The following is a 23261-nucleotide window of genomic DNA, read 5'->3' on the forward strand; positions in this document are numbered from 1 at the left end:
AATGCAGCCGCATCGAGCGGGTGCAATTGGTGCGGCGAAGCTGGCCGGCGGAACGCTAAAGCGTGATGAGATCAGGTTGAACCATCATCGCGCTTTAGCTCCTTGTTTGAGCATGATCTCCGCGCAAACGCGTCCCGCGTTTGTCGCGAGGGAAAACCGCTTCGCACTTTTCCGGATCATGCTTTAGCCCTTCCATTTGAACTAGGAGCGGGCTTTCGCCTTTGGTCTGGCCGCGACGTCACGCGCGATGGCATCGAACTCGCCCGAAGCGTCGGCGGACGGGCCGCTCGTCGCGCTGTCGACCCCATGCCCCGTCAACTTCGCGAGTTCGCGGCTGAGGTCGTGGATGTGGTAGGGCTTGCGCAGCACCGGAAAGTCGGACCTCACGTCGCGCGCGCTCTCGCTGTAGCCTGTCGTCAGCAGGATCGGCAGCTCGGGCTTTCCGTCCCGGATCGTGCGCGCCAGCTTCAGTCCATCAATCCTGCCGGGCATGACGATGTCGCTGAACACCACATCGATCCCGTTGGCGTCGATTTCCGACAAGGCTGCCTCCGCGTTCGAGGCCCAGCGCACGGTGTAGCCGAGCTGTTCGAGCAGGCCCGTGCTCGCATCGGCGACGGCAGGATTGTCCTCGATCAGCAGGATCGTGGCCGAGCCGGGCGCGCGGTGCCCCGTAGCCGTGCGCTGTGCGGGCGCGGTCCCCCGCGGGAGATAGATGCTGACCGTCGTGCCCTTGCCGAGCGCGCTTGTAATCTCGACCCGGCCATCCGCCTGGTGCGCGAAACCGTGAACCTGGGACAACCCAAGGCCGGTCCCTTTGCCGACCGGCTTGGTGGTGAAGAAGGGATCAAAGACCCTGTTCATGACATCGTCGGGAATGCCTTCGCCGGTGTCGGTAACGCTGATGACCACCTGGGCGGCTTCCGGGACATTGCGCGCCTCGATGGTCAGCGTGCCGCCGCCGGCCATCGCATCCCGCGCATTGACCACGAGGTTGATCAGCGCGGTCTCGAATTCTGTCGGATCGACGAAGATCGGCCAGAGATCCGCTCTGATCTCCATGTTCAGCTTGATCGCGCCGCCAAGCGCGCTGGTCAGGACCTCGCGCACCGCGGCGATCCTGTCAGCGACGTTGATGGTCTGCGGATTGACGCTCTGCCGACGCGCGAAGGTGAGGAGCTGCCTGGTCAGGGATGCGGCACGCTCGGATGCGGTTTCGATCGCGCCGAGTGCAAGCCTGCCCCGTTCGCTCGTTACCTCGCGCTTGATCCGGTGCAGATTGCCGGAGATGATCATCAGCAGGTTGTTGAAGTCGTGCGCGACTCCGCCCGTCAACTGACCCAGCGCATCCATCTTCTGCGATTCCGCCAGCTGATGCTGCACCTGTTCGAGCCTCTTTTGCGCGTCGCGCCGCTCGGAAATGTCCCGTGTGATCTTGGCGAAGCCGACCAGGCTGCCGTCGCTGTCGCGGATCGGATCGATCACGACGCTCGCCCAGAAGAACGAACCGTCCTTGCGGACCCGCCAGCCTTCTTCCTCATAGTGCCCGGTCTCTTGCGCGATCTTGAGCGCGCGGGCCGGCTTGCCGGCGGCCTGGTCGGCCGGCGTATAGAACCGCGCGAAGCTCTGGCCGATGATCTCGCCGGGCGAATAGCCCTTGATGCGCTCGCCGCCGGCGTTCCAATTGGCGACGATACCGGTCGGCGTCAGCATGTAGAGCGCATAGTCGGTGACATTGCTCACCAGCAGACGGAACTGGCTTTCGCTGGCCTCGAGATCCGCGCGCGCCTGATGCCGCTCGGCGATGTCGCGGATGACCATCACGTAGCCGACGAGCTTGCGCTTCTCATGGATCGGATCGATGACCACAGCGGCGTAGAATTGCGATCCGTCCTCGCGGAGACACCAGCCTTCGGCCGCTGAGTGCTTTTCCTTCCGCGCCATCTGCAGCGCTTTCGCCGGAACGCCGGATGCGCGGTCTTCGGCAGGATAGAAGACCGAGAAGTGCTTGCCGAGGATCGCCTTGGCCGGATAGCCGGTGATGCGCTCAGCACCCTTGTTCCAGTTGATCACCCGTCCATCGGGCGCGAGCATGCAAATGGCGTAGTCGACCACGCCGCCAGCCGGCGGCCGAAAATCGCGCCGGCTCGCAACGATTCCCCGTTCGAGCTGTTCTGATTTCTTAACCATCACCGATCCTGCCCCCGCCGAAACGCGCGGGGGAAGCCAATGTTCCATGCGGACACGAGGATCGCGGGGTAATCCGACCGGCTTGGGTCGGCCTTCAGAAAAGTCCCGCCGGCGGTTGGAACTTTTGGTTCCAGTCGCGATTAAGGTACTCGGTTTGCGTCAGAAATTGCGGCTTTGGCGTTTTCCCGCTTGAATAGATCAAGGGCAGTCATTCTTATGGTCGCACTGGCCTTTCCGAGTCTCTGGATTCGCGGCCAGCGCGTAGGGGAAATTACATGACCGATCTCGGTTCGCCGCCTCGTCCCCGTGCTGATACACGCCGCGCCCAATCATCCAACGGAAGCCTCGATTCCTCGCACGACCTGCTGCAGTCGCTGCAGGCGATGCGCGCCGGCGACTTCTCGGTTCGGATGCGCGGCGACTATCTCGGCATCGATGGCAAGATCGCGGACGCCTTCAACGAAATCGCAGCCGCCAACGAGCGCATGGCGCAGCAATTGGCGCGCGTCGGCCAGGTCGTCGGCCGCGAGGGACAGACCCGCCAGCGCGTCAATTTCGGCCTCGCCAGCGGCGCCTGGGCCGATATGGAGAGCTCGGTCAACACGCTGATCGACGATCTGCTGTGGCCGACCCGCGAAGTCACCCGCGCGGTCGCCGCGGTGGCGCAGGGCGACCTGCTGCAGACCGTGCAGCTCGACGTCGAGGGCCGGCCGCTGCGCGGCGAATTCCTGCAGTCGGCGAACATCGTCAACACGATGATCAAGCAGCTCTCGGTGTTCACCTCGGAGGTCACGCGCGTGGCGCGCGAAGTCGGCACCGAGGGCAAGCTCGGCGGCCAGGCCCAGGTGCCGGAAGTGACCGGCGTCTGGAAAGACCTGACCGAGAGCGTCAACTCGATGGCCAACAACCTGACCGGCCAGGTCCGCAACATCGCCGAGGTGACGATCGCGGTCGCCAACGGCGACTTGTCCAAGAAGATCACGGTCGACGTTCGCGGCGAGATCCTGCAGCTGAAGGAAGCCATCAACACGATGGTCGACCAGCTGCGTTCGTTCGCGTCCGAAGTGACGCGCGTGGCGCGCGAGGTCGGCACCGACGGTAAGCTCGGCGGCCAGGCGATCGTGCCCGGCGTCGCCGGCACCTGGAAGGACCTCACCGACTCCGTGAACGCGATGTGCGGCAACCTGACCGCCCAGGTGCGCAACATCGCCAACGTGACCACGGCCGTGGCGCGCGGCGACCTGTCGCGCAAGATCACGGTCGACGTCAGCGGCGAGATTTTGGAGCTGAAGGACACCATCAACACGATGGTGGACCAGCTCAACTCGTTCGCGTCGGAAGTGACGCGCGTGGCGCGCGAGGTCGGCACCGAAGGCAAGCTCGGCGGCCAGGCCCAGGTGCCCGGCGTTGCCGGCACCTGGAAGGACCTGACCGACAACGTCAACTTCATGGCGTCGAACCTGACCGCGCAGGTCCGCAACATCGCCGACGTCGCGACCGCGATCGCCGGCGGCGACCTCTCGAAGAAGATCACGGTCAACGTGTCGGGCGAGATCCTTCAGCTGAAGGAAACGCTCAACACCATGGTCGACCAGCTCAACGCCTTCGCGTCGGAAGTGACGCGCGTGGCGCGCGAGGTCGGCACCGAAGGCAAGCTCGGCGGCCAGGCCAACGTGCTCGGCGTCGCCGGCACCTGGAAGGATCTGACCGACAACGTCAACTTCATGGCGTCGAACCTGACCGCGCAAGTCCGCAACATCGCCGCCGTGACGACGGCGGTCGCGGGCGGCGACCTCTCCAAGAAGATCACGGTGGACGTGCGCGGCGAAATCCTCGAGCTGAAGGACACCATCAACACGATGGTGGACCAGCTCAACGCCTTCGCGGGCGAGGTGACGCGCGTGGCGCGCGAGGTCGGCACCGAAGGCAAGCTCGGCGGCCAGGCCGAGGTGCGCGGCGTCGCCGGCACCTGGAAGGATCTCACCGACAGCGTCAACTCGATGGCCTCGAACCTGACCGCGCAGGTCCGCAACATCGCCGAGGTCGCGACCGCGGTGGCGAAGGGCGACCTGTCGAAGAAGATCACGGTGAACGTGTCGGGCGAAATCCTTCAGCTGAAGGAAACGCTGAATACGATGGTGGACCAGCTCAACGCCTTCGCCGGCGAGGTGACGCGCGTGGCGCGCGAGGTCGGTACCGACGGCAAGCTCGGCGGCCAGGCCGAGGTGCCCGGCGTCGCCGGCACCTGGAAGGACCTGACGGACAGCGTCAACTCGATGGCCGGCAATCTCACGGCGCAGGTCCGCAACATCGCTGAAGTCGCGACCGCGATCGCCGGCGGCGACCTGTCGCGCAAGATCACGGTCGACGTGCGCGGCGAGATCCTTCAACTGAAGCAAACGCTGAACACGATGGTCGACCAGCTCAACCGCTTCGCGGGCGAGGTGACGCGCGTGGCGCGCGAGGTCGGCACCGACGGCAGCCTCGGCGGCCAGGCCAACGTGCCCGGCGTCGCCGGCACCTGGAAAGACTTGACCGACAACGTCAACTCGATGGCCGGCAACCTAACCGCGCAGGTCCGCAACATCGCCGAGGTGACCACCGCCGTGGCCCGCGGCGACCTGTCGCGCAAGATCACCGTCGACGTGAAGGGCGAAATCCTCGAGCTCAAGAACACCATCAACACGATGGTGGACCAGCTCAACGCGTTTGCGGGCGAGGTGACGCGCGTGGCGCGCGAGGTCGGTACCGAGGGCAAGCTCGGCGGCCAGGCCGAAGTGCCCGGCGTCGCCGGCACCTGGAAGGATTTGACCGACAACGTCAACTTCATGGCGTCGAACCTGACTGCGCAGGTCCGCAACATCGCCGAGGTCGCGAGCGCGATCGCCGGCGGCGACCTCTCCAAGAAAATCACGGTGGACGTGCGCGGCGAGATCCTGCTGCTCAAGGACACCCTGAACACGATGGTCGAGCAGCTGCGCTCGTTCGCCGCCGAAGTGACGCGCGTGGCGCGCGAGGTCGGCACCGAGGGACGGCTCGGCGGCCAGGCCGTGGTGCCCGGCGTCGGCGGCACCTGGAAGGACCTCACCGACAACGTCAACCTGCTGGCCGCGAACCTGACCACCCAGGTGCGCAACATCGCCGAAGTCACCACCGCGGTGGCGCGCGGCGACCTGTCGCGCAAGATCACGGTCGACGTGAAGGGCGAAATCCTCGAGCTCAAGAACACCATCAACACCATGGTCGACCAGCTCAACGCCTTCGCCGGCGAGGTGACGCGCGTGGCACGCGAGGTCGGCACCGAAGGCAAGCTCGGCGGCCAGGCCGAGGTGCGCGGCGTTGCCGGCACCTGGAAGGACCTCACCGACACCGTCAACGTCATGGCGGTCAACCTGACCGAGCAGGTGCGCGGCATCGTCAAGGTGGTGACCGCGGTCGCCAACGGCGATCTGAAGCAGAACCTGACGGTGAAGTCGAAGGGCGAGGTGGCCGCGCTCGCCGACACCATCAACAACATGACCGAGACGCTTGCGACCTTCGCCGAACAGGTCACCAGCGTGGCGCGCGAGGTCGGCGTCGAGGGACGGCTCGGCGGTCAGGCCAACGTGCCCGGCGCGGCCGGCACCTGGAAGGATCTCACCGGCAACGTCAACCTGCTCGCGGCCAACCTGACTTCCCAGGTGCGCGCGATCGCGGAAGTGGCCACCGCCGTGACCAAGGGCGACCTGACGCGCTCGATCCAGGTCGACGTCCGCGGCGAAGTCGCGGAGCTGAAGGACAACATCAACACGATGATCGGCAACCTCCGTCTCACCACGGAGCGCAACACCGAACAGGACTGGCTGAAGACCAATCTGGCGCGCTTCACCAACATGCTGCAGGGCCAGCGCGATCTTGCGACCGTCGGCCGGCTGCTGCTGACCGAGCTTGCGCCGCTGATCAACGCGCATATGGGCGTGATCTACCAGGTCGACAATCCCGAGACCGCGCAGTTGCGCCTGTTGTCGGCCTATGCCAGCGACAGCAGCAATCCGCATCCGCAGATCGTCCAGTTCGGCGAGGGATTGATCGGCCAATGCGCGCTCGACAAGCGCCAGCGCCTCGTCTCCGAGATTCCCGGCGATGCGGTGCCGATCAATTCGGCCTTGATGCGGATCATGCCGAAGAACCTCGTCGTGTTTCCGGTGCAGTTCGAGAACCAGGTCAAAGCGGTGATCGAGCTGTCCTCGATCTCCTCGTTCACGACCTCGCAGATCACCTTCCTCGAACAGTTGACCGACAGCATCGGCATCGTGCTCAACAGCATCGAGGCGACGATGCAGACCGAGGCGCTGCTCAAGCAGTCGCAACAGCTCGCCGGCGAGTTGCAGACCCAGCAGAAGGAGCTGCAGCAGACCAACGATCAGCTGGAGCAGAAGGCCCAGCAGCTTGCCGAACGCAATGTCGACGTCGAGCGCAAGAACCAGGAAATCGAGCAGGCGCGGCGCGCGCTGGAAGAGAAGGCGACCGAGCTGTCGCTGACTTCGAAGTACAAATCCGAATTCCTCGCCAACATGTCGCACGAGTTGCGGACGCCGCTGAACTCGATCCTGATCCTGGGCCAGCAGCTCACCGAAAATCCCGACGGCAATCTGACCGGCAAGCAGGTCGAGTTTGCCCGCACCATTCACGGCGCCGGCACCGACCTGCTGAACCTGATCAGCGACATCCTCGATCTCTCCAAGATCGAGTCCGGCACGGTGACGGTCGAGGCCGAGGAAATTCTGACATCGAGCCTGCTCGAGACCGTCGGACGGCCGTTCCGGCACGAGGCGGAGAACCGGCATCTGTCGTTCAGCATCGATGTCGACGCCAATCTTGCGCGCAGCATGGTTACCGACTCCAAGCGGCTGCAGCAGGTGCTCAAGAACCTGTTGTCGAATGCGTTCAAGTTCACCGCGGAAGGCGGCGTCAGCCTGACCGTGTCGGCCGCGCTCGGCGGCTGGAGTGTGGAGCACCCGATCCTCAATGCGGCGCCTGCGGTCGTTGCGTTCGAGGTGTCGGATACCGGCATCGGCATTCCACAGGACAAGCAGAAGCTGATCTTCGAGGCGTTCCAGCAAGCCGACGCCGGCACCAGCCGCAAATATGGCGGCACCGGTCTTGGACTGGCGATCAGCCGTGAGCTCGCGAGTCTGCTCGGCGGCGAGATCCATCTGCGCAGCGCGCCGGGCAAGGGCTCGACCTTCACGCTCTATCTGCCGCTGAAATATGCCGGACCGTCGGTGGCGCTGCGTCAGCAGGCTCAGCCGCTCCCGATGCCGCACACGCCGGCACCGGCGCTGCAGGCGTCTGGCGCGCAAGAGCGTGTGATCGAGCAGCTTCCGGACGACCGGCTCGATCTCGAGCCCGGCGACACCATCCTGCTGATCGTCGAGGACGATCCGCATTACGCGCGGGTGCTGATCGATCTGGCGCGCGATAAGGGCTTCAAGGTGCTGGTCGCAAGCCGCGGTGCCGAAGCGCTGGATCTCGCCAAGCAGTTCCAGCCGAGCGCGGTGTCGCTCGACGTCTTCCTGCCCGACATGCTGGGTTGGACGGTGCTGAGCCAGCTCAAGCACAATCCGCTGACCCGTCACATTCCGGTTCAGATCATCACGCTCGACGAGGACCGACAGCACGCGCTGGCGCGCGGCGCCTTCTCCTTCGTCAACAAGCCGACGACGACGGAAGGCGTCAGCGCGGCGCTGTCGCAGATCAAGGAATACGCCAGACCGCGCCGCAAGCGCCTGCTGATTGTGGAGGACAATGCGGCGGAGCAGCTCAGCATTACCGAACTGCTCGGGCACGAGGATATCGAGATCGTGACCACCGGCACCGGGGCAGGGGCACTCTCGACATTGCGCGAAAATCCGTGCGACTGCGTCGTGCTCGACCTGCGCCTGCCCGACATGAGCGGTTTCGAAGTGCTGGATCAGATCCGCAAGGACGAGGCGCTCTCCAATATTCCCGTTGTCGTGTTTACGGGCCGGGAACTTTCGGCCGAAGAAGACGCGGAACTGCACACGATGGCGCGCAGCATCGTCGTCAAGGGCGTGGAATCGCCGGAGCGCCTGCTCGACGAAACGTCACTGTTCCTGCACCGTGTGATCACGGAATTGCCGGTCGAAAAACAGAGGATGCTGGAGAAGCTCAATAGTTCCGACGAGGATCTTATTGGCAAGACCGCACTGCTGGTCGACGACGATGCCCGCAACATCTTCGCGCTATCGAGCGTGTTGGAGCGGCGAGGTATGAAGGTGTTGACTGCGACAACCGGTCACGAGGCCATCTCGCTGGTCGAATCCAATCCCAAGATTGCCATCGTGCTGATGGACATCATGATGCCGCAGATGGACGGTTACCAGACCATCGGCGCCATCCGGCAAAACTCCGCCTTCGCGCGGCTGCCGATCATCGCGCTGACCGCGAAGGCGATGAAAGGCGATCGAGAGAAATGCCTGGAGGCAGGCGCGTCCGACTATCTGGCGAAACCCGTGAACACCGAGCAACTGCTGCTGGCGATCCGCATGTGGCTGCACCGCTGATCGGCGATCGAACATGATGGACCACGAAAAGGTAAACATCCTTCTGGTCGATGACCAGCCGGCGAAGCTGCTGGCCTATGAGGTCATCCTGAAGGAGCTCGGCGAGACGCTCGTCGCCGCGTCGTCGGGCCGCGAGGCGCTGGAGTTCCTGCTCAAGAACGAAGTCGCGGTCATCCTGGTCGACGTCTGCATGCCGGAGCTCGACGGCTTCGAGCTCGCGGCGATGATCCGCGAACATCCGCGCTTCCAGAAGACCGCGATGATCTTCATCTCGGCAATCCAGGTCAGCGATATCGACCGGCTTCGCGGCTACGAGATGGGCGCGGTCGATTACGTGCCGGTGCCTGTCGTGCCCGAGGTGCTGCGGGCAAAGATCCGCGTGTTCGCCGAGCTCTACCGCAAGACACGGCAGCTCGAACGCCTCAACGCAGAGCTCGAGGATCGCGTGCGCGCGCGCACCGCCGAGCTCGAGCAATCGACCACGCGGCTGGTCGAGAGCGAGGCGCGCCGCAGCATGGCGATTGCCGCCGGCAAGATGGGTTCGTGGGACTGGGATTGGGTCAACGGCGACTGGATGTGGGACGAGGGGCAATACAAGATCTTCGGCGTCGACCCGAAGTCCTTCAAGCTCACCTCCGACAATATACAGGCGCTGTTTCATCCCGACGACGTCGAACACCTCCGGCAAGCCTGGACCGGCTTCGGCAAGGGCCAGACGTCCTACGAAACCGAATTCCGCGTCATGCGGCCGGACGGCGAGGTGCGCTGGTGCGTCGGCACAGCCGCGGCCACCAGCGACCGCAACGGCAAGGTGGTCCGGGTGAGCGGCGTCACCGTCGACATCACCGATCGCAAGAAGGCCGAGGAGCGGCAGAGCCTGTTGACCCGCGAGGTCGATCATCGCGCCAAGAACGCGCTCGCGCTGGCGCAGTCGATCGTGCGGCTGACGCGCGCCCAGAACGTGACCGCCTATGTGCGGGCGGTCGAGGGCCGCATCACGGCGCTGGCGCGCGTTCACACCGTGCTGTCGCTGTCGAGCTGGCAGGGCGCCGAAATCCGGCGGCTGGTCGCCGAGGAGATCGCGCCGTATTCGGAGGCCGGGCAGATCCAGATCGATGGCGCGGAGGTGCAGTTGCAGCCCGCGACCGCGCAGACCCTGGCCTTGGCGCTGCATGAGCTCGTCACCAACTCCGCCAAATATGGCAGCCTGTCGGTGCTGTCGGGCCGGCTCGCGATCACCTGGGAATTGCACGACGACACGCTGATCCTGGCCTGGGTGGAATCCGGCGGACCTCCCGTGACCAAGCCGAAGCAGAAAGGTTTCGGCACCCGAAGCGTCATCGCCAGCATCGAAACCCAGCTCGGCGGGCGCGCCGACTTCGATTGGCGCGCCGAGGGCCTGGTGTGCCGGCTCACGGTTCCGCTCAAGGCGCTTGTCGGGGAGACGCCGGCGTTCCGCGAACCGTCGGCAGCCGAACGCAAGCCCTTGGTCAGTTCCAGAGCCGTGTAGCGCCTCCGGCCGAACAGGAACCAAGCGCCGGACGCTGCGGTTAACGAAGCTTGACCGCTCCGTTCGTGGCTTGAGGTGCTGCCGTGGATGCCCAAACCCGTGAGCGCGGGCCGTCCGCGGAGAGGCCGCGGCAGCCTGAGCACAATCCCGAGCAAGAAACGCGACCCGACCGCGAATCCTCTCCGCAGCAGGAGACCGGGCGCAAGCCATCGATGCGTGACCGGCTGCGCGAGCACTGGCTGCTTGCCACAGTCAGCGCCTGTCTGCTCCTGCTCGCGATCGTCGGTGGTGTGAGCTATTGGCTCAACGTGCGTCACTATGAATCGACCGATGACGCGTTCGTGGCCGCGCGCAGCTTTGCGGTGGCGGCAAAGGTCGGCGGCTACGTCGTCGAGGTCCCCGTCACCGACAACCAGCACGTCAATGCCGGCGATCTCCTCGCGAGGATCGACGAGCGCGACTACAAGATCGCCGTCGATCAGGCCGGCGCTCAGGTCGCGGTCGCAGAGGCCAACATCGCCAATGTCGAGGCCCAGATCGACAGCCAGCACGAGCAGATCAAGGAAGCCAAGGCGCAGCAGCAGCAGGCCGAGGCGCAATTGAAGTTCGCGCGGGAGGAGGCGGAGCGCGCCCAGAACCTCGTCGAGAAGGGCGCGGGCACGGTGCAGCGGCAGCAGCAGACGCGCTCGGATCTCGACGCCCAGCAGGCCAATGCCAGCCGCGCCAGGACGGCGGTGACCGCGGCCGAGCTCGGCGTCAAGACGCTCGAGGCCCAACTCAAGAGCAGCAAGGCATCGCTGGAGCAGGCGCAGGCACAGCTCGATCAGGCCAAATTGAACCTGCAATATACAAGCATCGTCGCGGCGCAGTCCGGGCGCGTCGTCAAGCTGAGCGGCGCGGTCGGCACCTATGTGGCGCCGGCCCAGAGCGTCATGATGTTCGTTCCTGACGAGGTCTGGATCACCGCCAACTACAAGGAAACGCAGCTGACGGACATGCGCCCGGGCCAGCCGGTCGAGATCAGGATCGATGCGTATCCGGGGCGCAAGCTCACCGGCCGCGTGGCGTCGGTTCAGCCGGGCTCGGGCACTGCGTTCAGCCTGCTGCCGGCGGAGAACGCGACGGGCAATTTCGTCAAGGTCGTGCAGCGCGTTCCCGTGAAGATCGTGATCGACGATTGGCCGAATGACGTTCCGATCGGGCCGGGCATGTCGGTCGTGCCCTGGACCAGGGTGCGATGAGCGACGTTGCGGCAGGCGGCGGCGCGGCCTGGTCGCCGGAGCGTTCGGCTGCCGGCGGACATAATCCCTATCTGATTGCCTTCGTCGTCTCGATCGCGACGTTCATGGAGGTGCTGGACACCACGATCGCCAATGTGGCCTTGCGCCATATCGCGGGCGGCCTGGCGGTCGGCATCGACGAGAGCACCTATGTCATCACCAGCTATCTGGTCGCCAACGCGATCGTGCTGTCGATCTCGGGCTGGCTCTCGACCGTGATCGGCCGCAAGCGCTTCTACATGATCTGCGTCGGCACCTTCGCATTTGCGTCCCTGCTGTGCGGACTTGCCTGGAGCCTGGAGGCGCTGGTTCTGTTCCGGATCATCCAGGGCCTTGGCGGCGGCGGGATGGCGACGAGCGAGCAGGCGATCCTCGCCGACTCCTTTCCGCCGGCCAAGCGTGGCCAGGCGTTCGCGATCTACGGCGTCGCGGTGGTGGTCGCTCCCGTGGTCGGGCCGACGCTCGGTGGCTGGATCACCGATACCTATAGCTGGCACTGGATCTTTCTGATCAACGTGCCGATGGGCTTGCTCTCGCTGTTCCTGGTCGGGACGCTGGTCAAGGAGCCGTCCGGCGCCGAGCAGGAGCGCAAGCAGCTCCTCAAGGACGGCCTGCGCGTCGACTACATCGGCTTCGTGCTGGTCGCGATCGGGCTCGGTTCGCTCGAATTCGTGCTCGACGAAGGCCAGCGCAAGGACTGGTTCGGGTCCAATATGATCGTCGGCTTCGCGCTGGCCTCGGCGTTTTGTCTGATCGCGCTGATCCCCTGGGAGCTGACGCGCAAGGAGCCGATCGTCGATCTCCGCCTGCTGGGACGCCGCCAGTTCGGATCGTGCTTCCTGGTGATGCTGTGCACCGGCGCGGTGCTGATCTCGTCGACGCAGCTCCTGCCGCAGCTGTTGCAGGCCGAGTTGAACTATACTGCGCTGCTGGCAGGACTCGCACTGTCGCCCGGCGGCATCGTCACGCTGATCTTGATGCCGGTGGTGGGCCATCTCGTCAGCCGCGTCCAGCCGAAATATCTGATCGCGATCGGCGGCTGCATCGTCGCATTCTCGATGTGGCACCTGACGGGACTGAACGGCGACATCACCTACGGCTACGCCGCGCTCGCACGCATCTTCCTCTCCGCCGGGCTTCCGTTCCTGTTTCTGCCGGTCACGACGGCGTCCTATGACGGCGTGCCGCCGGACAAGACCAACCAGGCCTCGGCGCTGATCAACGTCGCGCGCAATATCGGCGGGTCGATGGGCGTCGCACTCGCCCAGACCGCGCTGGCGCAACGCCAGCAATTCCACCAGAGCCGGCTGGTCGAGCATGCCGCGCCGTCGGATCTCGGGTATCAGCAGACCATCGACACGATGACGCGATTCTTTCAGGCACAGGGGTCGAACGCATCGGACGCCGCGTCCCAGGCGGTCGCCTGGGTCGGCCAGACCCTGCAGCGGCAGGTCGACCTGCTCGCCTATATCGACGTGTTCTGGATGCTCTCGATCATCGGGCTCGTGATGATCCCGCTGGCGCTGATCATCAAACCGGTCGATCTGACGGCGCCACCCAAGGGACATTAAAGCAGACGACATTGTGAACGCGGGAGCGGCCGAACCGCGCTATGAACTGCGTGACCGAAGGAAATCGCGCGAGGAGCTTATGCCCAGGACGAGTCTTGCCGCTGCGGGTCTGTCGGCCGTCTTCCTCGCGGCGGTCAGCATCGCGCGGTCGGGCGCCGAGCCCGTGCTGAAAGGTACGGAAGCCTTCGGCGACTGGCAACGCGACAAGCCGGGCACGGTGCGCCTGATCACGCCGCAGGACTTACCCAAGCCCGGGGCAACGGCGTCGAGCAGCAAGTTTCCGCGCGTCATGCCGAGACCTGCATCGGCCACGCCGCAGGTGCCGGCAGGGTTCAAGGTCGAACTGTTTGCGAGCGGGCTCAGCGGCCCGCGGATCATCCGGACCGCGCCCAATGGCGATATCTTCGTGGTGGAAACCGGCTCTAGCCGCATTCGTATCCTGCGCAGCCCCGATGGTGCCGCCAGGCCTGCGACCAACGAAGTCTACGCAACCGGATTGAACCAGCCGTTCGGCATCGCGTTCTTCCCGAGCGGTGACAATCCGCAATGGCTCTATGTCGCCAACACCGACAGCGTCGTGCGCTTTGCCTATCGTAACGGCGATCTCAAGGCGTCGGGAAAGCCCGAGACGATCGTCGCCCGGCTGCCGCCGGGCTACGCCCATTCCACGCGTGATATCGTGTTCACGCCGGACGACAAGCGGATGCTGGTATCGGTCGGCTCCGCCGGCAACGCAGGCGAGGGGCTGGGCCGCCCGCCGAAAGGCATCGAGGCCTGGAGCCGCGACCACGCGCTCGGAGCTGCCTGGGGCGACGAGACCGACCGCGCCGCCGTGCTCGCCTTCGATCCTGATGGCAAGAACCAGAAGCTGTTTGCCACCGGAATCCGCAACTGCGTCGGACTTGCGATCCAGCCCAGAAGCGGCACGCCGTGGTGTTCGACCAACGAGCGCGACGGCCGCGGCGACAATCTTGTGCCCGACTATGTGACACGGGTCCGCGAAGGCGCGTTCTATGGCTGGCCCTGGTATTACATCGGAAGCAACGAAGACCCCGCGCATGCCGGGGCGCGGCCCGACCTGAAGGACAAGGTAACGGTCCCCGACGTGCTGTTGCAGGCCCACTCGGCGTCGCTCGGCCTGACCTTCTACACCGGCAGCAGCTTTCCGCCGGAATATCGCGGCGATGCGTTTGCCGCCGAACACGGCTCGTGGAATCGGTCGAAGCGCACCGGCTACAAGGTCATCCGCATCAGGCTGAAGGACGGCGTGCCGACCGGCGAGTACGAGGATTTCGTCACCGGCTTCGTCATCGGCGACAATGAGGTCTGGGGCCGTCCGGTCGGTGTGACGGTCGCGCGCGACGGCGCGCTGCTGGTCTCCGAAGACGGCAACGGCACGATCTGGCGCGTCAGCCGCGACTAACGCTGCAAGCGGCCGCTAGCCGAGCCCGTCCTTGAGGCCATATTGCTCGTAGATGGTCAGGGGATCGGTGTCGGGAAACAGCCGGCACTTGGCCTGCGCAAGATGCAGCGTGACGGCGCCGGCCTCACATCTGGCGGTGAGGATCTTTCGGACATCCTCCATATGCGCGCGCGGCTGATGCTTTGAAGGCAACTGTTCGAGCGCCACCAGCGCTGTGGCCAGGGCCTCCGTGACCACCCATTCGTCGTGTCCGGTAATTCCCTTTCGCGGCATCGCCACACCCTCCGTAGCACCGGCTGCGACATTGTAGCGCGAGATGGGTGGGGGATGTCATCAGCCAACATGGGCAGGGCAGCGGGGAACCGGTTCGCGTGGCCCTGCCACGATGCGCCGCAGGGAACCGGCGTGGCGGCGCGCGGAAGCAATGATTAGAACCACGAGGCTCGCTTCTTGGTCCTCGGTCAGTCCACACCCAAATGTTCGCTCCCTATCTCTCGGCCTGGAGTCTTGTCGCCGACGGCGACCCGATCGTGACGCACGCCGCACGGTTGCTGCCGGTGCGCCGGCACGGGGAGCCGGCCATGCTCAAGCTCTCGCACGAGCCGAACGAACGCCTCGGTGCCGTCGTGATGGAGTGGTGGGACGGCGAAGGTGCGGCGCGCGTTCTTGCCCGTGACGGCGACGCCCTCTTGCTCGAAAGGGCGATGGGATCGGCTTCGCTCGGCGAGATGGCGCGAACCGGCCGGGACGACGAGGCCTGCAGGATTCTGTGTGCAACGGCCGATCGGCTTCACGCCGACAGAGCGAAGCCGCGGCCGGATCTGACGCCGCTGGCACACTGGTTTCGTGAGTTGTGGCCCGCGGCGAGGGCACATGGCGGCGTCCTGAACCGGTCAGCGGAAGTTGCCGAAGCTCTGCTGGGCAATCAGCGTGAGATCGTGGTCCTGCATGGCGACTTGCACCATGACAACGTGCTCGACTTCGGCGCGCGCGGCTGGCTCGCGATCGATCCGAAGCACCTCGTCGGAGAGCGCGGCTTCGACTTCGCCAACATCTTTACCAATCCGGATCTTGCCGACCCAACGCGGCCGGTCGCGACCGAGCCCGGACGCTTTGCACGGCGGCTCGACATTGTCATTGAAGCCGCGCGGCTGGATCGCCGGCGCCTGCTGTCATGGATTGTGGCCTGGACCGGCTTGTCGGCGGCCTGGTTTCTGGGGGACGGCGATCCACTCGCCGAAATCGACCTTACGATCGCACGACTGGCGGCCGCCGAGCTCGATCGGATGGCGTAGGGCGCGCAGCGATTACGCTGCCGCGGCGCTGGCTCCACTCAGCGACACGCTCAGAATCCGCCACTTCGAGATATCGAAGAAGTAGGCGGCCTTGATGCGCGCGGAAGCGGGGTCCGGCGCCTGAATCGCCGTGTGGAATTGCCGCGTCCCATCGCTCAGCGAAATCCGGAATGTCTGCATTGGTCGAACCTCCACGCGCGGATGCTGCGGCACGGAGCGTTAACATCCGGTTGCTGTTGATGGCGTGCGTGACACGCGCGCTTTTCACTCAGGTGAAGCCGGCGGCAGCCGCACCATCGTGTCTTCCGCGCCAACGATGCGTCCGTCCTGCGCGCGCAGCTCGAGCCGTCGCACCGGCAGCCCGTTCTTGCGGTCGACCAGCAGCACATGCGCCTCGTCGGGTTCAAAGAAGAAATCCTCACCCCACTGCCGGAGCGCAACGAGGAGCGGGAAGAGCCCGCGTCCCTTTTCGGTCAGCACATATTCCTGGTAGGGGCTGCCGTCGCTTGCCGGCACCGTCTCCATGATGCCGTGCGCCATAAGATTGCGGAGCCGGGCCGAGAGGATGTTCTTGGCAAGCCCGAGGCTCTTCTGAAACTCGCCGAAGCGGCGCAGCCCGTCGAACGCATCGCGGACGATCAGCAGCGACCACCAGTCGCCGATCGCATCCAGCGGCCGGGCGACACCGCACATCGAGTCCCTGTGGCTCACTCGCTTGGCCATCGTGATCCTCAATACATTCCCTGATCGGCGCTCAGTGGCGCGGCCGGAAAACCACCCGGATGTTCGTTCGATATATTGGTTGCAAAGTAAAACCTCAAGCGTTACAAGTTGGTTTCAAATTAAAACCATGCGAGGTCAAAGCCGTGATCCAAGCTGATGCCACGTTCGCCGGCACTTTTCCGTTCTCGCCGCATTTCAGCGCGGCGCCGGGCTTTCAGATGCATTATGTCGACGAAGGTCCGCGGGACGGCGAGGTGGTGCTTTGCCTGCACGGCGAACCAACCTGGGGCTATCTGTTCCGCCACCTGGTGCCGGGCCTCAGTGCGACGCACCGGGTGGTCGTTCCGGATCACATGGGTTTTGGCAAGAGCGCGACGCCGGCGCATCGCAGCTATTGGCTGCAGGACCATGTCGACAATCTCGAAGCGCTGGTCCGCGCGCTCGATCTCACCAACATCACGCTGGTCATGCATGATTTCGGTGGCCCGGTCGGCATGGGGTTGGCGGCCCGGCATCCGGACCGGATCCGCCGCATCGTCTCCGCCAATGGGCCAACGCCGTTCGGGCAGAGCGATCTGTTCGATCGCGTCGCCGCCAACGCCCAGGTCTCGCCGTGGTTTCAATGGATCGCAAAGGCCGAGGCGAGCGGCGACCTCGAGCCGGTTCTCGGACAGCTCGGCTTCAACATCCTGAGCACGCTGAAGCTCAACGGATTCGAGAACAACGCCGTCATCACGGACGCCTGGCTCGCCGCCTACGGCGCGCACTTCGCCCGTCCGGCGGACTGCCTCGGCGCGATCGGTTGGGCCAAGGGCTTTGCGACCGGCGCGCATCAATTCCGGACGCCCGATCCCGCCGCCGACCGTTTGATTCGCAGCAAAGCTGCGCTCGCGATCTGGGGCGAAGCGGACCGTACGCTGCGCGCAGAGCACTTCCTGCCGCTGTTCTCCGCAATCTTCCCGACGGCACCGGTCAGGCGCCTCGCCGGTGTCGGGCATTACTGTTTCGAGGATGCGCCTGAGGAAATCGCCAGCCTGATTACGGAGTTCATCCGGCAGACGTGACTGCACGTCACATCGTGCATTCCGCCGAGACCGCCGCCTCAAGTGCCGGCACCCAGGCCTTGTAGGCGGCCGCGGTGAAGTGAATGCCGTCGCCCATCTTCGCGCCGGGCGGCAGATGCGGGTCGACGAACCGAACACCACGCGCAGCTGCGGCGGCTTCGATCGCGCGGTTGGTCCGTTCGTCAGCTGCGACGGCGATGACCACCAATGGCCGCGTCGACAGCGGCTTGACGGTCTCGATGAGGTCGGTGAAGTCGCGTTGCGCCGTTGGCGATCCGGCGTCGTTCGCGCCCACCGCGAGGACGAGCAAGAATGCGCCCTGGTCCTGCAGCATGCGCCCGGCGAGCTGCTTTGCCTCCGCGATGGTCTGACCGCCAACGCCGGCATTGATGACCGGACGTCCGCAGAGCAGCCGGGGCAGCGGAGCCATTTCGGTGATGCTATCGCCCAGCACGACGATCGGCGCCGGCGCGTCGGTGAGCGCGGCTCGTATCATGAATTCGCGCACCGCGGCATGATCGTGAAAGGCGTGCTGAGACACTTCACCGAAGCGGTTGCGCATCCTCTGCAGCTCCGCAAAGGAAGCGACAAAACCAATCAGAAAAGTAACGGCCAAAACCCAAGGTAGTGCGCGACGCATTGCCCGTCAGAGCTACCATCGCAGCTCCAGCCCGAGCAATCTTCAGAAACAACCGCACAACGCCGGAGCGATCACTTTATGCGGATCACGTCCTGCGGGAGGTTACCGGATACGGCGGCGCGCAACCCGTTACCATCGTCGCGGCCATCTGGTGGTTGGCTGTCGCGCAGCCGCTTCAGTCTCGGCTCTGGGCCCGGCCCAGTTCGCGCGGTGCTGAATCGCTCGGTATCGACGCTGTGACGCCGGCCTGATCGAGGGTGGCACTGTCCCAGGAAAAGACGCCGCCGGTCTTACAAATACACGCCCGGCGGCGTTTTCTTCCTGGACTGGGACACTGAAATCCCCAGCACCGTCAAACGTGCAGAGATGATGCCATCGCGGTTCGCGCGGGACGGCCAAGTACGCATGCCGCATCGCTGGATTCCTTGACCTAGATCAAGCCCCATCCATCGAAAACAGCGTCACATGCGCGCCCCCTGTCATTTCAATAGGAGGGTAGCATGGCAGTAGTCGTGCAGTATGTGGTCAAGCCGAATCCAGGCGGCGACCTCGCAGGAATACTCGAATTGGCAAAGGAGAGCGCCGGGCTTTGGCGCAAGCACGGTGGCAAACCAAGGTTCTGGTCTGTCGCCGTCGGTGAAGCCGGCAATTTCGTTTTCTCAGTGAATTTCGAGACGTTTTCGGCTTACGGCGCGGCGGTTGACAAACTAAACGCCGATCCAGCCTTCCACACCTGGCAAGCGAAAAGATTGAAAGCGGGCCTGACCACCCTCGTGCGCGCGAACATGGCGATCGAGATTGAACTTTGAGTGAGCAGTACGCGAAAATTACGCCGCTGGGCTCGAAATGGTTTGTCCCGGCGGCGTAATTTCAGCTGGTCCGCAATGCCCAGCGTCATAACAATAGTGGGATTAACGGCCGCATCGACGCCGCTATCAATACGGCTGTGCGTTCTCGCCCCGCGGGCCGGATCTATTGGGCAGCGATGCTGCTGAAGCTCGGCCTGTTCGGCTTGATGCTTTGTCTTGCGGCGTCCAACCGATTCTGGCTCGTTCCGGCCTTGGCGAAAGCGCCAGCCATCGGCCAGTCCGAGTTCGTGCTCGGGAGGCTTTGCCGTCACGTTGCCGCCGAGCAAATCCTCGGCCTTCTCGTCGTGGGAATTGTCAGTCTGCTGGGGACATTGTCCCCGGCGGTTCAAGGCTCGTGAGCCATCCCAGCATATCTAGAGCCGGTCCGATCGACCCACAGCCGTCCGGCGCTCTCTTTTTTGCTCCCACGATACATTGATTTGACGCAACGGAGAGGCCAAGACTGAACGTCTTCGCTAAGAATTCCACATTGTGCTTGCGTTGGAGACGATAGAAATCCACCGCGAGAAGCGACTGATTTAGATCAACGGCCGCGCGCGGTGCCGGGGCAGGATGATTCCAGTAAATTCAGTCAGGAGACGCCGATGATGGAATATTGGATGTATGGCTACGGTCCCGGCCATTGGCTGTGGTTCATCGTGATGATCGCGGTGGTTATTTACCCGGTGGGCCGTATTCTCAGCCGCATTGGCTTCTCACCGCTATGGTCGATCGTGATGTTCATCCCGCTGGTCAATCTGATTGCGCTTTGGATTCTTGCATTCACAGAATGGCCAGGCGGAAGAGCAGAGTAGGCCCGCGGATACGCAACTCTGAGGCGCCGGTTTCATGGGAGAATACCTTGCATTTCGGGCGTGGTCTATCGCGCGAGTTGCTGGCGGCCGGCATGCGCCGCATCGTGAGGGAATACAATGCTCTGGTCAGGCGATGCGAGATGCTTGTCGGTTTCGGGGCACGCCAGGCGGGAGACTAGGTCGCGGATGACGTTGAGCCGCGCAGCCCGTTTGTCGTCGGCGCGGACCACGATCCATGGCGATTCCCGGCTTGACGTCGCCGCCAGCATCCGATCGCGCGCGACGGTGTAGTCCTTCCAGTGCTTCAGCGCGACAGCATCGATCGGGCTCGTCTTCCATTGCTTCAGCGGATCGGTCTTGCGATCTCGCAGTCGCGTCTTTTGCTCGTCTTTGCTGATGTCCAGATAATATTTCATGATCTGAATTCCGGAGCCGATCAGCATATGCTCGAAGGGCAGCACCGCACCGAGGAAGTCCTCGTACTCCTGGTCGGTGCAGAATCCCATCACATGCTCGACCCCGGCGCGGCTGTACCAGCTTCGGTTGAACAGGATCATTTCCTGCGCGGAAGGAAGATAAGGTACGTATCTCTGGAAGTACCACGACGCACGATCATGGTCGGATGGCTTTCCGAGTGCCACGACGCGGGTCTCGCGTGGACTCAGATGCTGGACGATGCGTTTGATCGTGCCGTCCTTGCCGGCAGCGTCCCGCCCCTCGAAAATGACCAGGACCCTGTGGCCGTGCTTGATGATGTGTCGCTGAACCTTGACGAGTTCGACCTGCAGGCCGTGCAGCGCGGCGCGATAGGTCTTGCCGCCTGCGTGATGTGCGGTTCGCGTTTTGGATGATTTCGGCATTTGCTGACAGCTGATGGCGCAGCTTGGAGGATAGCTTGCGCAGGACGTCGTGTCAGTCCTTGGTCGAGACGCCAACCGTCTCCTTCTTGCACATATGGTGAGGGACCACGGTCTTCGGTCCGCCCTGATAATGATGGCCGTTCTTTTCGGTGTCGGAGCTGGTCTGCGCAATCGCGGGCAACGCGATGAGCGACATGGCGGTCGCAGCGGCAATGATCTTGCGTGTTGTCATGTTTGCTTCTCCATCGTGACATGTGAGCGACGAGATGTCGGGTCGCGACCTTGCGTCGACCCGATTTGGAGCATGGACTACCCTGACCGCGGCCCTTGTCGCTGTGAAGAAATTCCACATCCTGAACGCGTCGAGGACGATAGAAATCTGCCCCGGGGTTTCGCTTCCAGGGTTGACTTGCATCAATCGATAGGCGGCGAAAATCGGCAGTCATAACAACCGCTCAATTGATCAGTGGAAGGAAGACCATGAAACCTCTGACACTGGCTGCTGCATTACTGCTTGCAACGGTGAGCTCTTCGTCTTGGGCGCAATCGCCCGCCGATCACGAAGCTCACCATCCCGACCAAAAGGAGCCGCCGGCCGCCACACAGCCCGCGCCGCCCGCCGGCCAGCCCGGGATGATGGGTCAGGGCATGATGGGTGGGCCGCAAGGCATGATGGGCGGCAGGGGCATGATGATGGGCGGCGACATGCCCATGGCGAACATGATGCAGATGATGGGGATGATGGGGCAGTCGGGCGCTGAAACCGGCTGCGCCGGTATGACCGGCATGGCGACCATCGACCGGATCGAAGGTCGGATCGCTTTCCTGCGTACCGAACTCAAGATCACCGATGCTCAGTCGCCTGCGTGGAATGCCTTCGCCGATGCGCTGCGGGCCAACGCAAAGAGCCTCGGCGAGGTGCGGTCGTCGATGATGCAGGGCGGCGCAACGCAGCACCTGACTGATCGCCTCACCGTGCAGGAGAAATGGCTGGCCGCGCGCCTCGAAGGAACCCGCGCCATCAAATCCGCCCTGACAAACCTGGTCGGCACTCTGTCCGATGACCAGAAGAAGACGGCCGATGAGCTCCTCGCGCCGCACATGGGTATGGGCATGATGGCCGGCATGCAGCCCGGGCAGATGGGCGCCGATCAGATGCAGCCGGGAATGACGACACAAGGGCAGGGGCGGTAGGGCTCCGGCTTCCCGTGATGGAGGCTGCCGTGAGCCACGCCTTTCTCCCTGAGCCCATCCGCGAACGCGGGTCGCAGCTTGGTCCTGTGGTCAAGCCGCTGGCAGGGTCCAGCGAACTGGGCGCCGGTGCTGCTCCGACGGTCGCAATCGGCGTGTGGCCCGGGAACTGGTCATCCAGCTCGCTGGTTCCGGATGACATCCTGGCCTATCAACGCGACGTCTGGGAGCGAACTATCCTGTTCTGGGACACGCCTCGGCAGCGCGCCGACAACATGATCGCGCACGAGCGGGCATGGAAGCCGCCGCTGCTCGATTTCAACTACGAACTCATCCTCGGCGACGGCCGGTTCGATGGCGCCTGGCTGGTGCAGAATTTCGAGAACCTGAAGCCGGAAGAGGTGTGGGAAAAATACGCCAACCTGCTTACTCACCTGGACGAGGAGCGAGAGCGGTTTCTCAAGTTCGAGCGCTGGTGGAACGGCTTCTATTTCCTGAGCCGTGAGGAGATACTGGCGATTGTCGAGAACCTGTTCATCGGCAACACCTTGGAGCAGGGCAAGCTCAGGATTTGTCCCAACTGCGTCGTTGATCTCCGCCGGATCCGCAATCCGCTCATCATCTTCGCTTCCTACGGCGACAACATCACGCCGCCCCATCAGGCGCTCGGGTGGATCCCGACCGTCTACGGCGGCACCGACGATCTGAAGCGGGCGGGCCGGCGCATCGTCTATCTCATCAATCCCCATATCGGACATCTCGGCATCTTCGTGTCCGCGAGCGTCGCGGGCCTTGAGCATCGCGCAATCCTTGACAACCTGAGGAAGATCGAAGCCCTTCCACCGGGCTTCTATGAAATGAAGATCGACAACCCGACCGGCGATCCGGATTGCGGACATGACGCCTATTCGGTCCGCTTCGAGGAGCGACGGGGCGAAGATCTGAAATTTCCGGAGAGCCGTCCCAATCCCTGGCTGCGGGCATGGGCTCCCATTGCGGCGTCGATCGCGCGGGATCGTCATGCAGTCGCTGACGTCAATCCGCTCAAGAATGGCGAGATCGAAGCATTCGACGCTGTGCGCGATCTCATCCCACGGGCTCGTGAGCTGCGCGATCAAGGCTACGAATTCTGGTTCGAAGCGCTGTACGGACGAGGCGCGGCCGCCGAGCCTGCACCCGTTAGTCCGCCATCTCCAACGATTTCTGAACCCGCATGCGGGGGTATGAGATGAGCGCAATTGTAAAGGAGCTTCCTGCGCGGCGCCCGGGGGCCGCGACGCAGCAG

19 protein-coding genes are annotated in these 23261 nt (G+C 64.1%); 12 read left to right on the forward strand and 7 right to left on the reverse strand.

What is annotated here, in order from left to right; genetic code table 11:
• Nucleotides 1-201: 201 nt before the first annotated feature.
• On the reverse strand, nt 202-2190 hold the full coding sequence (locus XI02_RS22415) for a PAS domain-containing sensor histidine kinase (protein ID WP_194483153.1): 1989 nt from the start codon (nt 2188-2190) through the stop codon (nt 202-204).
• A gap of 275 nt (nt 2191-2465) precedes the next feature.
• Here XI02_RS22415 and XI02_RS22420 point away from each other — a divergent pair, with 275 nt between their 5' ends.
• From XI02_RS22420 to XI02_RS22440, 5 genes are all read left to right on the forward strand, one after another.
• Nucleotides 2466-8756 carry a HAMP domain-containing protein gene (locus XI02_RS22420; RefSeq protein ID WP_069278347.1) on the forward strand — a complete coding sequence of 2097 codons (6291 nt, stop codon included), beginning with the start codon at nt 2466-2468 and terminating at the stop codon, nt 8754-8756.
• A gap of 16 nt (nt 8757-8772) precedes the next feature.
• On the forward strand, nt 8773-10266 hold the full coding sequence (locus XI02_RS22425; protein WP_035631585.1) for a sensor histidine kinase: 1494 nt from the start codon (nt 8773-8775) through the stop codon (nt 10264-10266).
• A 212-nt stretch (nt 10267-10478) separates the two neighbouring features.
• Nucleotides 10479-11507: an HlyD family secretion protein gene (locus XI02_RS22430; RefSeq protein ID WP_245164003.1), complete on the forward strand. Its 1029-nt coding sequence runs from the start codon at nt 10479-10481 to the stop codon at nt 11505-11507.
• Complete coding sequence (locus tag XI02_RS22435) at nt 11504-13117, forward strand: DHA2 family efflux MFS transporter permease subunit (RefSeq protein WP_172647971.1); 1614 nt, start codon at nt 11504-11506, stop codon at nt 13115-13117. The genes XI02_RS22430 and XI02_RS22435 overlap by 4 nt, the downstream gene beginning before the upstream one ends.
• A gap of 79 nt (nt 13118-13196) precedes the next feature.
• Nucleotides 13197-14540, forward strand: coding sequence for a sorbosone dehydrogenase family protein (locus XI02_RS22440; protein ID WP_172647970.1), 1344 nt, complete (start codon nt 13197-13199; stop codon nt 14538-14540).
• Nucleotides 14541-14555: 15 nt separating this feature from the next.
• Here the strand turns inward: XI02_RS22440 and XI02_RS22445 are convergent, their stop codons facing one another.
• Complete coding sequence (locus tag XI02_RS22445; RefSeq protein WP_026192768.1) at nt 14556-14813, reverse strand: hypothetical protein; 258 nt, start codon at nt 14811-14813, stop codon at nt 14556-14558.
• A 203-nt stretch (nt 14814-15016) separates the two neighbouring features.
• On the opposite strand from XI02_RS22445, the gene XI02_RS22450 reads away from it, so the two are divergent.
• Nucleotides 15017-15835, forward strand: a complete 819-nt coding sequence (locus tag XI02_RS22450) for an aminoglycoside phosphotransferase family protein (RefSeq protein WP_172647969.1) — start codon at nt 15017-15019, stop codon at nt 15833-15835.
• Between the two features lie 12 nt (nt 15836-15847).
• On the opposite strand, the gene XI02_RS22455 is transcribed toward XI02_RS22450, so the two are convergent.
• Nucleotides 15848-16015, reverse strand: coding sequence for a hypothetical protein (locus XI02_RS22455; RefSeq protein ID WP_016847764.1), 168 nt, complete (start codon nt 16013-16015; stop codon nt 15848-15850).
• A gap of 84 nt (nt 16016-16099) precedes the next feature.
• Nucleotides 16100-16558: a helix-turn-helix domain-containing protein gene (locus tag XI02_RS22460; protein ID WP_172647968.1), complete on the reverse strand. Its 459-nt coding sequence runs from the start codon at nt 16556-16558 to the stop codon at nt 16100-16102.
• A 143-nt stretch (nt 16559-16701) separates the two neighbouring features.
• Here XI02_RS22460 and XI02_RS22465 point away from each other — a divergent pair, with 143 nt between their 5' ends.
• Entirely contained in the window at nt 16702-17622 is a 921-nt protein-coding gene (locus XI02_RS22465; RefSeq protein ID WP_172647967.1) for an alpha/beta fold hydrolase, read from the forward strand.
• Between the two features lie 7 nt (nt 17623-17629).
• Here XI02_RS22465 and XI02_RS22470 read toward each other — a convergent pair whose 3' ends face one another.
• Entirely contained in the window at nt 17630-18184 is a 555-nt protein-coding gene (locus tag XI02_RS22470; RefSeq protein WP_172647966.1) for an SGNH/GDSL hydrolase family protein, read from the reverse strand.
• A gap of 578 nt (nt 18185-18762) precedes the next feature.
• Here XI02_RS22470 and XI02_RS22475 point away from each other — a divergent pair.
• The 3 genes from XI02_RS22475 (at nt 18763) to XI02_RS22485 (ending at nt 19925) form a co-directional block, all read left to right on the forward strand.
• Complete coding sequence (locus XI02_RS22475; RefSeq protein WP_100213607.1) at nt 18763-19071, forward strand: hypothetical protein; 309 nt, start codon at nt 18763-18765, stop codon at nt 19069-19071.
• A 176-nt stretch (nt 19072-19247) separates the two neighbouring features.
• Entirely contained in the window at nt 19248-19469 is a 222-nt protein-coding gene (locus tag XI02_RS22480) for a CopD family protein (RefSeq protein ID WP_069278341.1), read from the forward strand.
• Between the two features lie 246 nt (nt 19470-19715).
• Nucleotides 19716-19925: a hypothetical protein gene (locus XI02_RS22485; RefSeq protein ID WP_018271653.1), complete on the forward strand. Its 210-nt coding sequence runs from the start codon at nt 19716-19718 to the stop codon at nt 19923-19925.
• A 65-nt stretch (nt 19926-19990) separates the two neighbouring features.
• Here the strand turns inward: XI02_RS22485 and ppk2 are convergent, their stop codons facing one another.
• Nucleotides 19991-20785, reverse strand: coding sequence for a polyphosphate kinase 2 (gene ppk2 / locus XI02_RS22490; protein WP_172647965.1), 795 nt, complete (start codon nt 20783-20785; stop codon nt 19991-19993).
• Between the two features lie 52 nt (nt 20786-20837).
• Nucleotides 20838-21017 carry a hypothetical protein gene (locus XI02_RS22495; protein WP_172645839.1) on the reverse strand — a complete coding sequence of 60 codons (180 nt, stop codon included), beginning with the start codon at nt 21015-21017 and terminating at the stop codon, nt 20838-20840.
• 248 nt (nt 21018-21265) lie between these two features.
• Between XI02_RS22495 and XI02_RS22500 the strand changes: the two genes are divergently transcribed.
• A complete protein-coding gene (locus tag XI02_RS22500; RefSeq protein WP_018271656.1) occupies nt 21266-21979 on the forward strand; it encodes a Spy/CpxP family protein refolding chaperone in 714 nt (237 codons plus the stop codon).
• A gap of 29 nt (nt 21980-22008) precedes the next feature.
• Nucleotides 22009-23208: a DUF3141 domain-containing protein gene (locus XI02_RS22505; RefSeq protein WP_244980676.1), complete on the forward strand. Its 1200-nt coding sequence runs from the start codon at nt 22009-22011 to the stop codon at nt 23206-23208.
• Nucleotides 23209-23261 lie beyond the last annotated feature (53 nt).

Source organism: Bradyrhizobium sp. CCBAU 21365 (assembly GCF_015291305.1).
Classification (GTDB): Bacteria; Pseudomonadota; Alphaproteobacteria; order Rhizobiales; family Xanthobacteraceae; genus Bradyrhizobium; species Bradyrhizobium elkanii.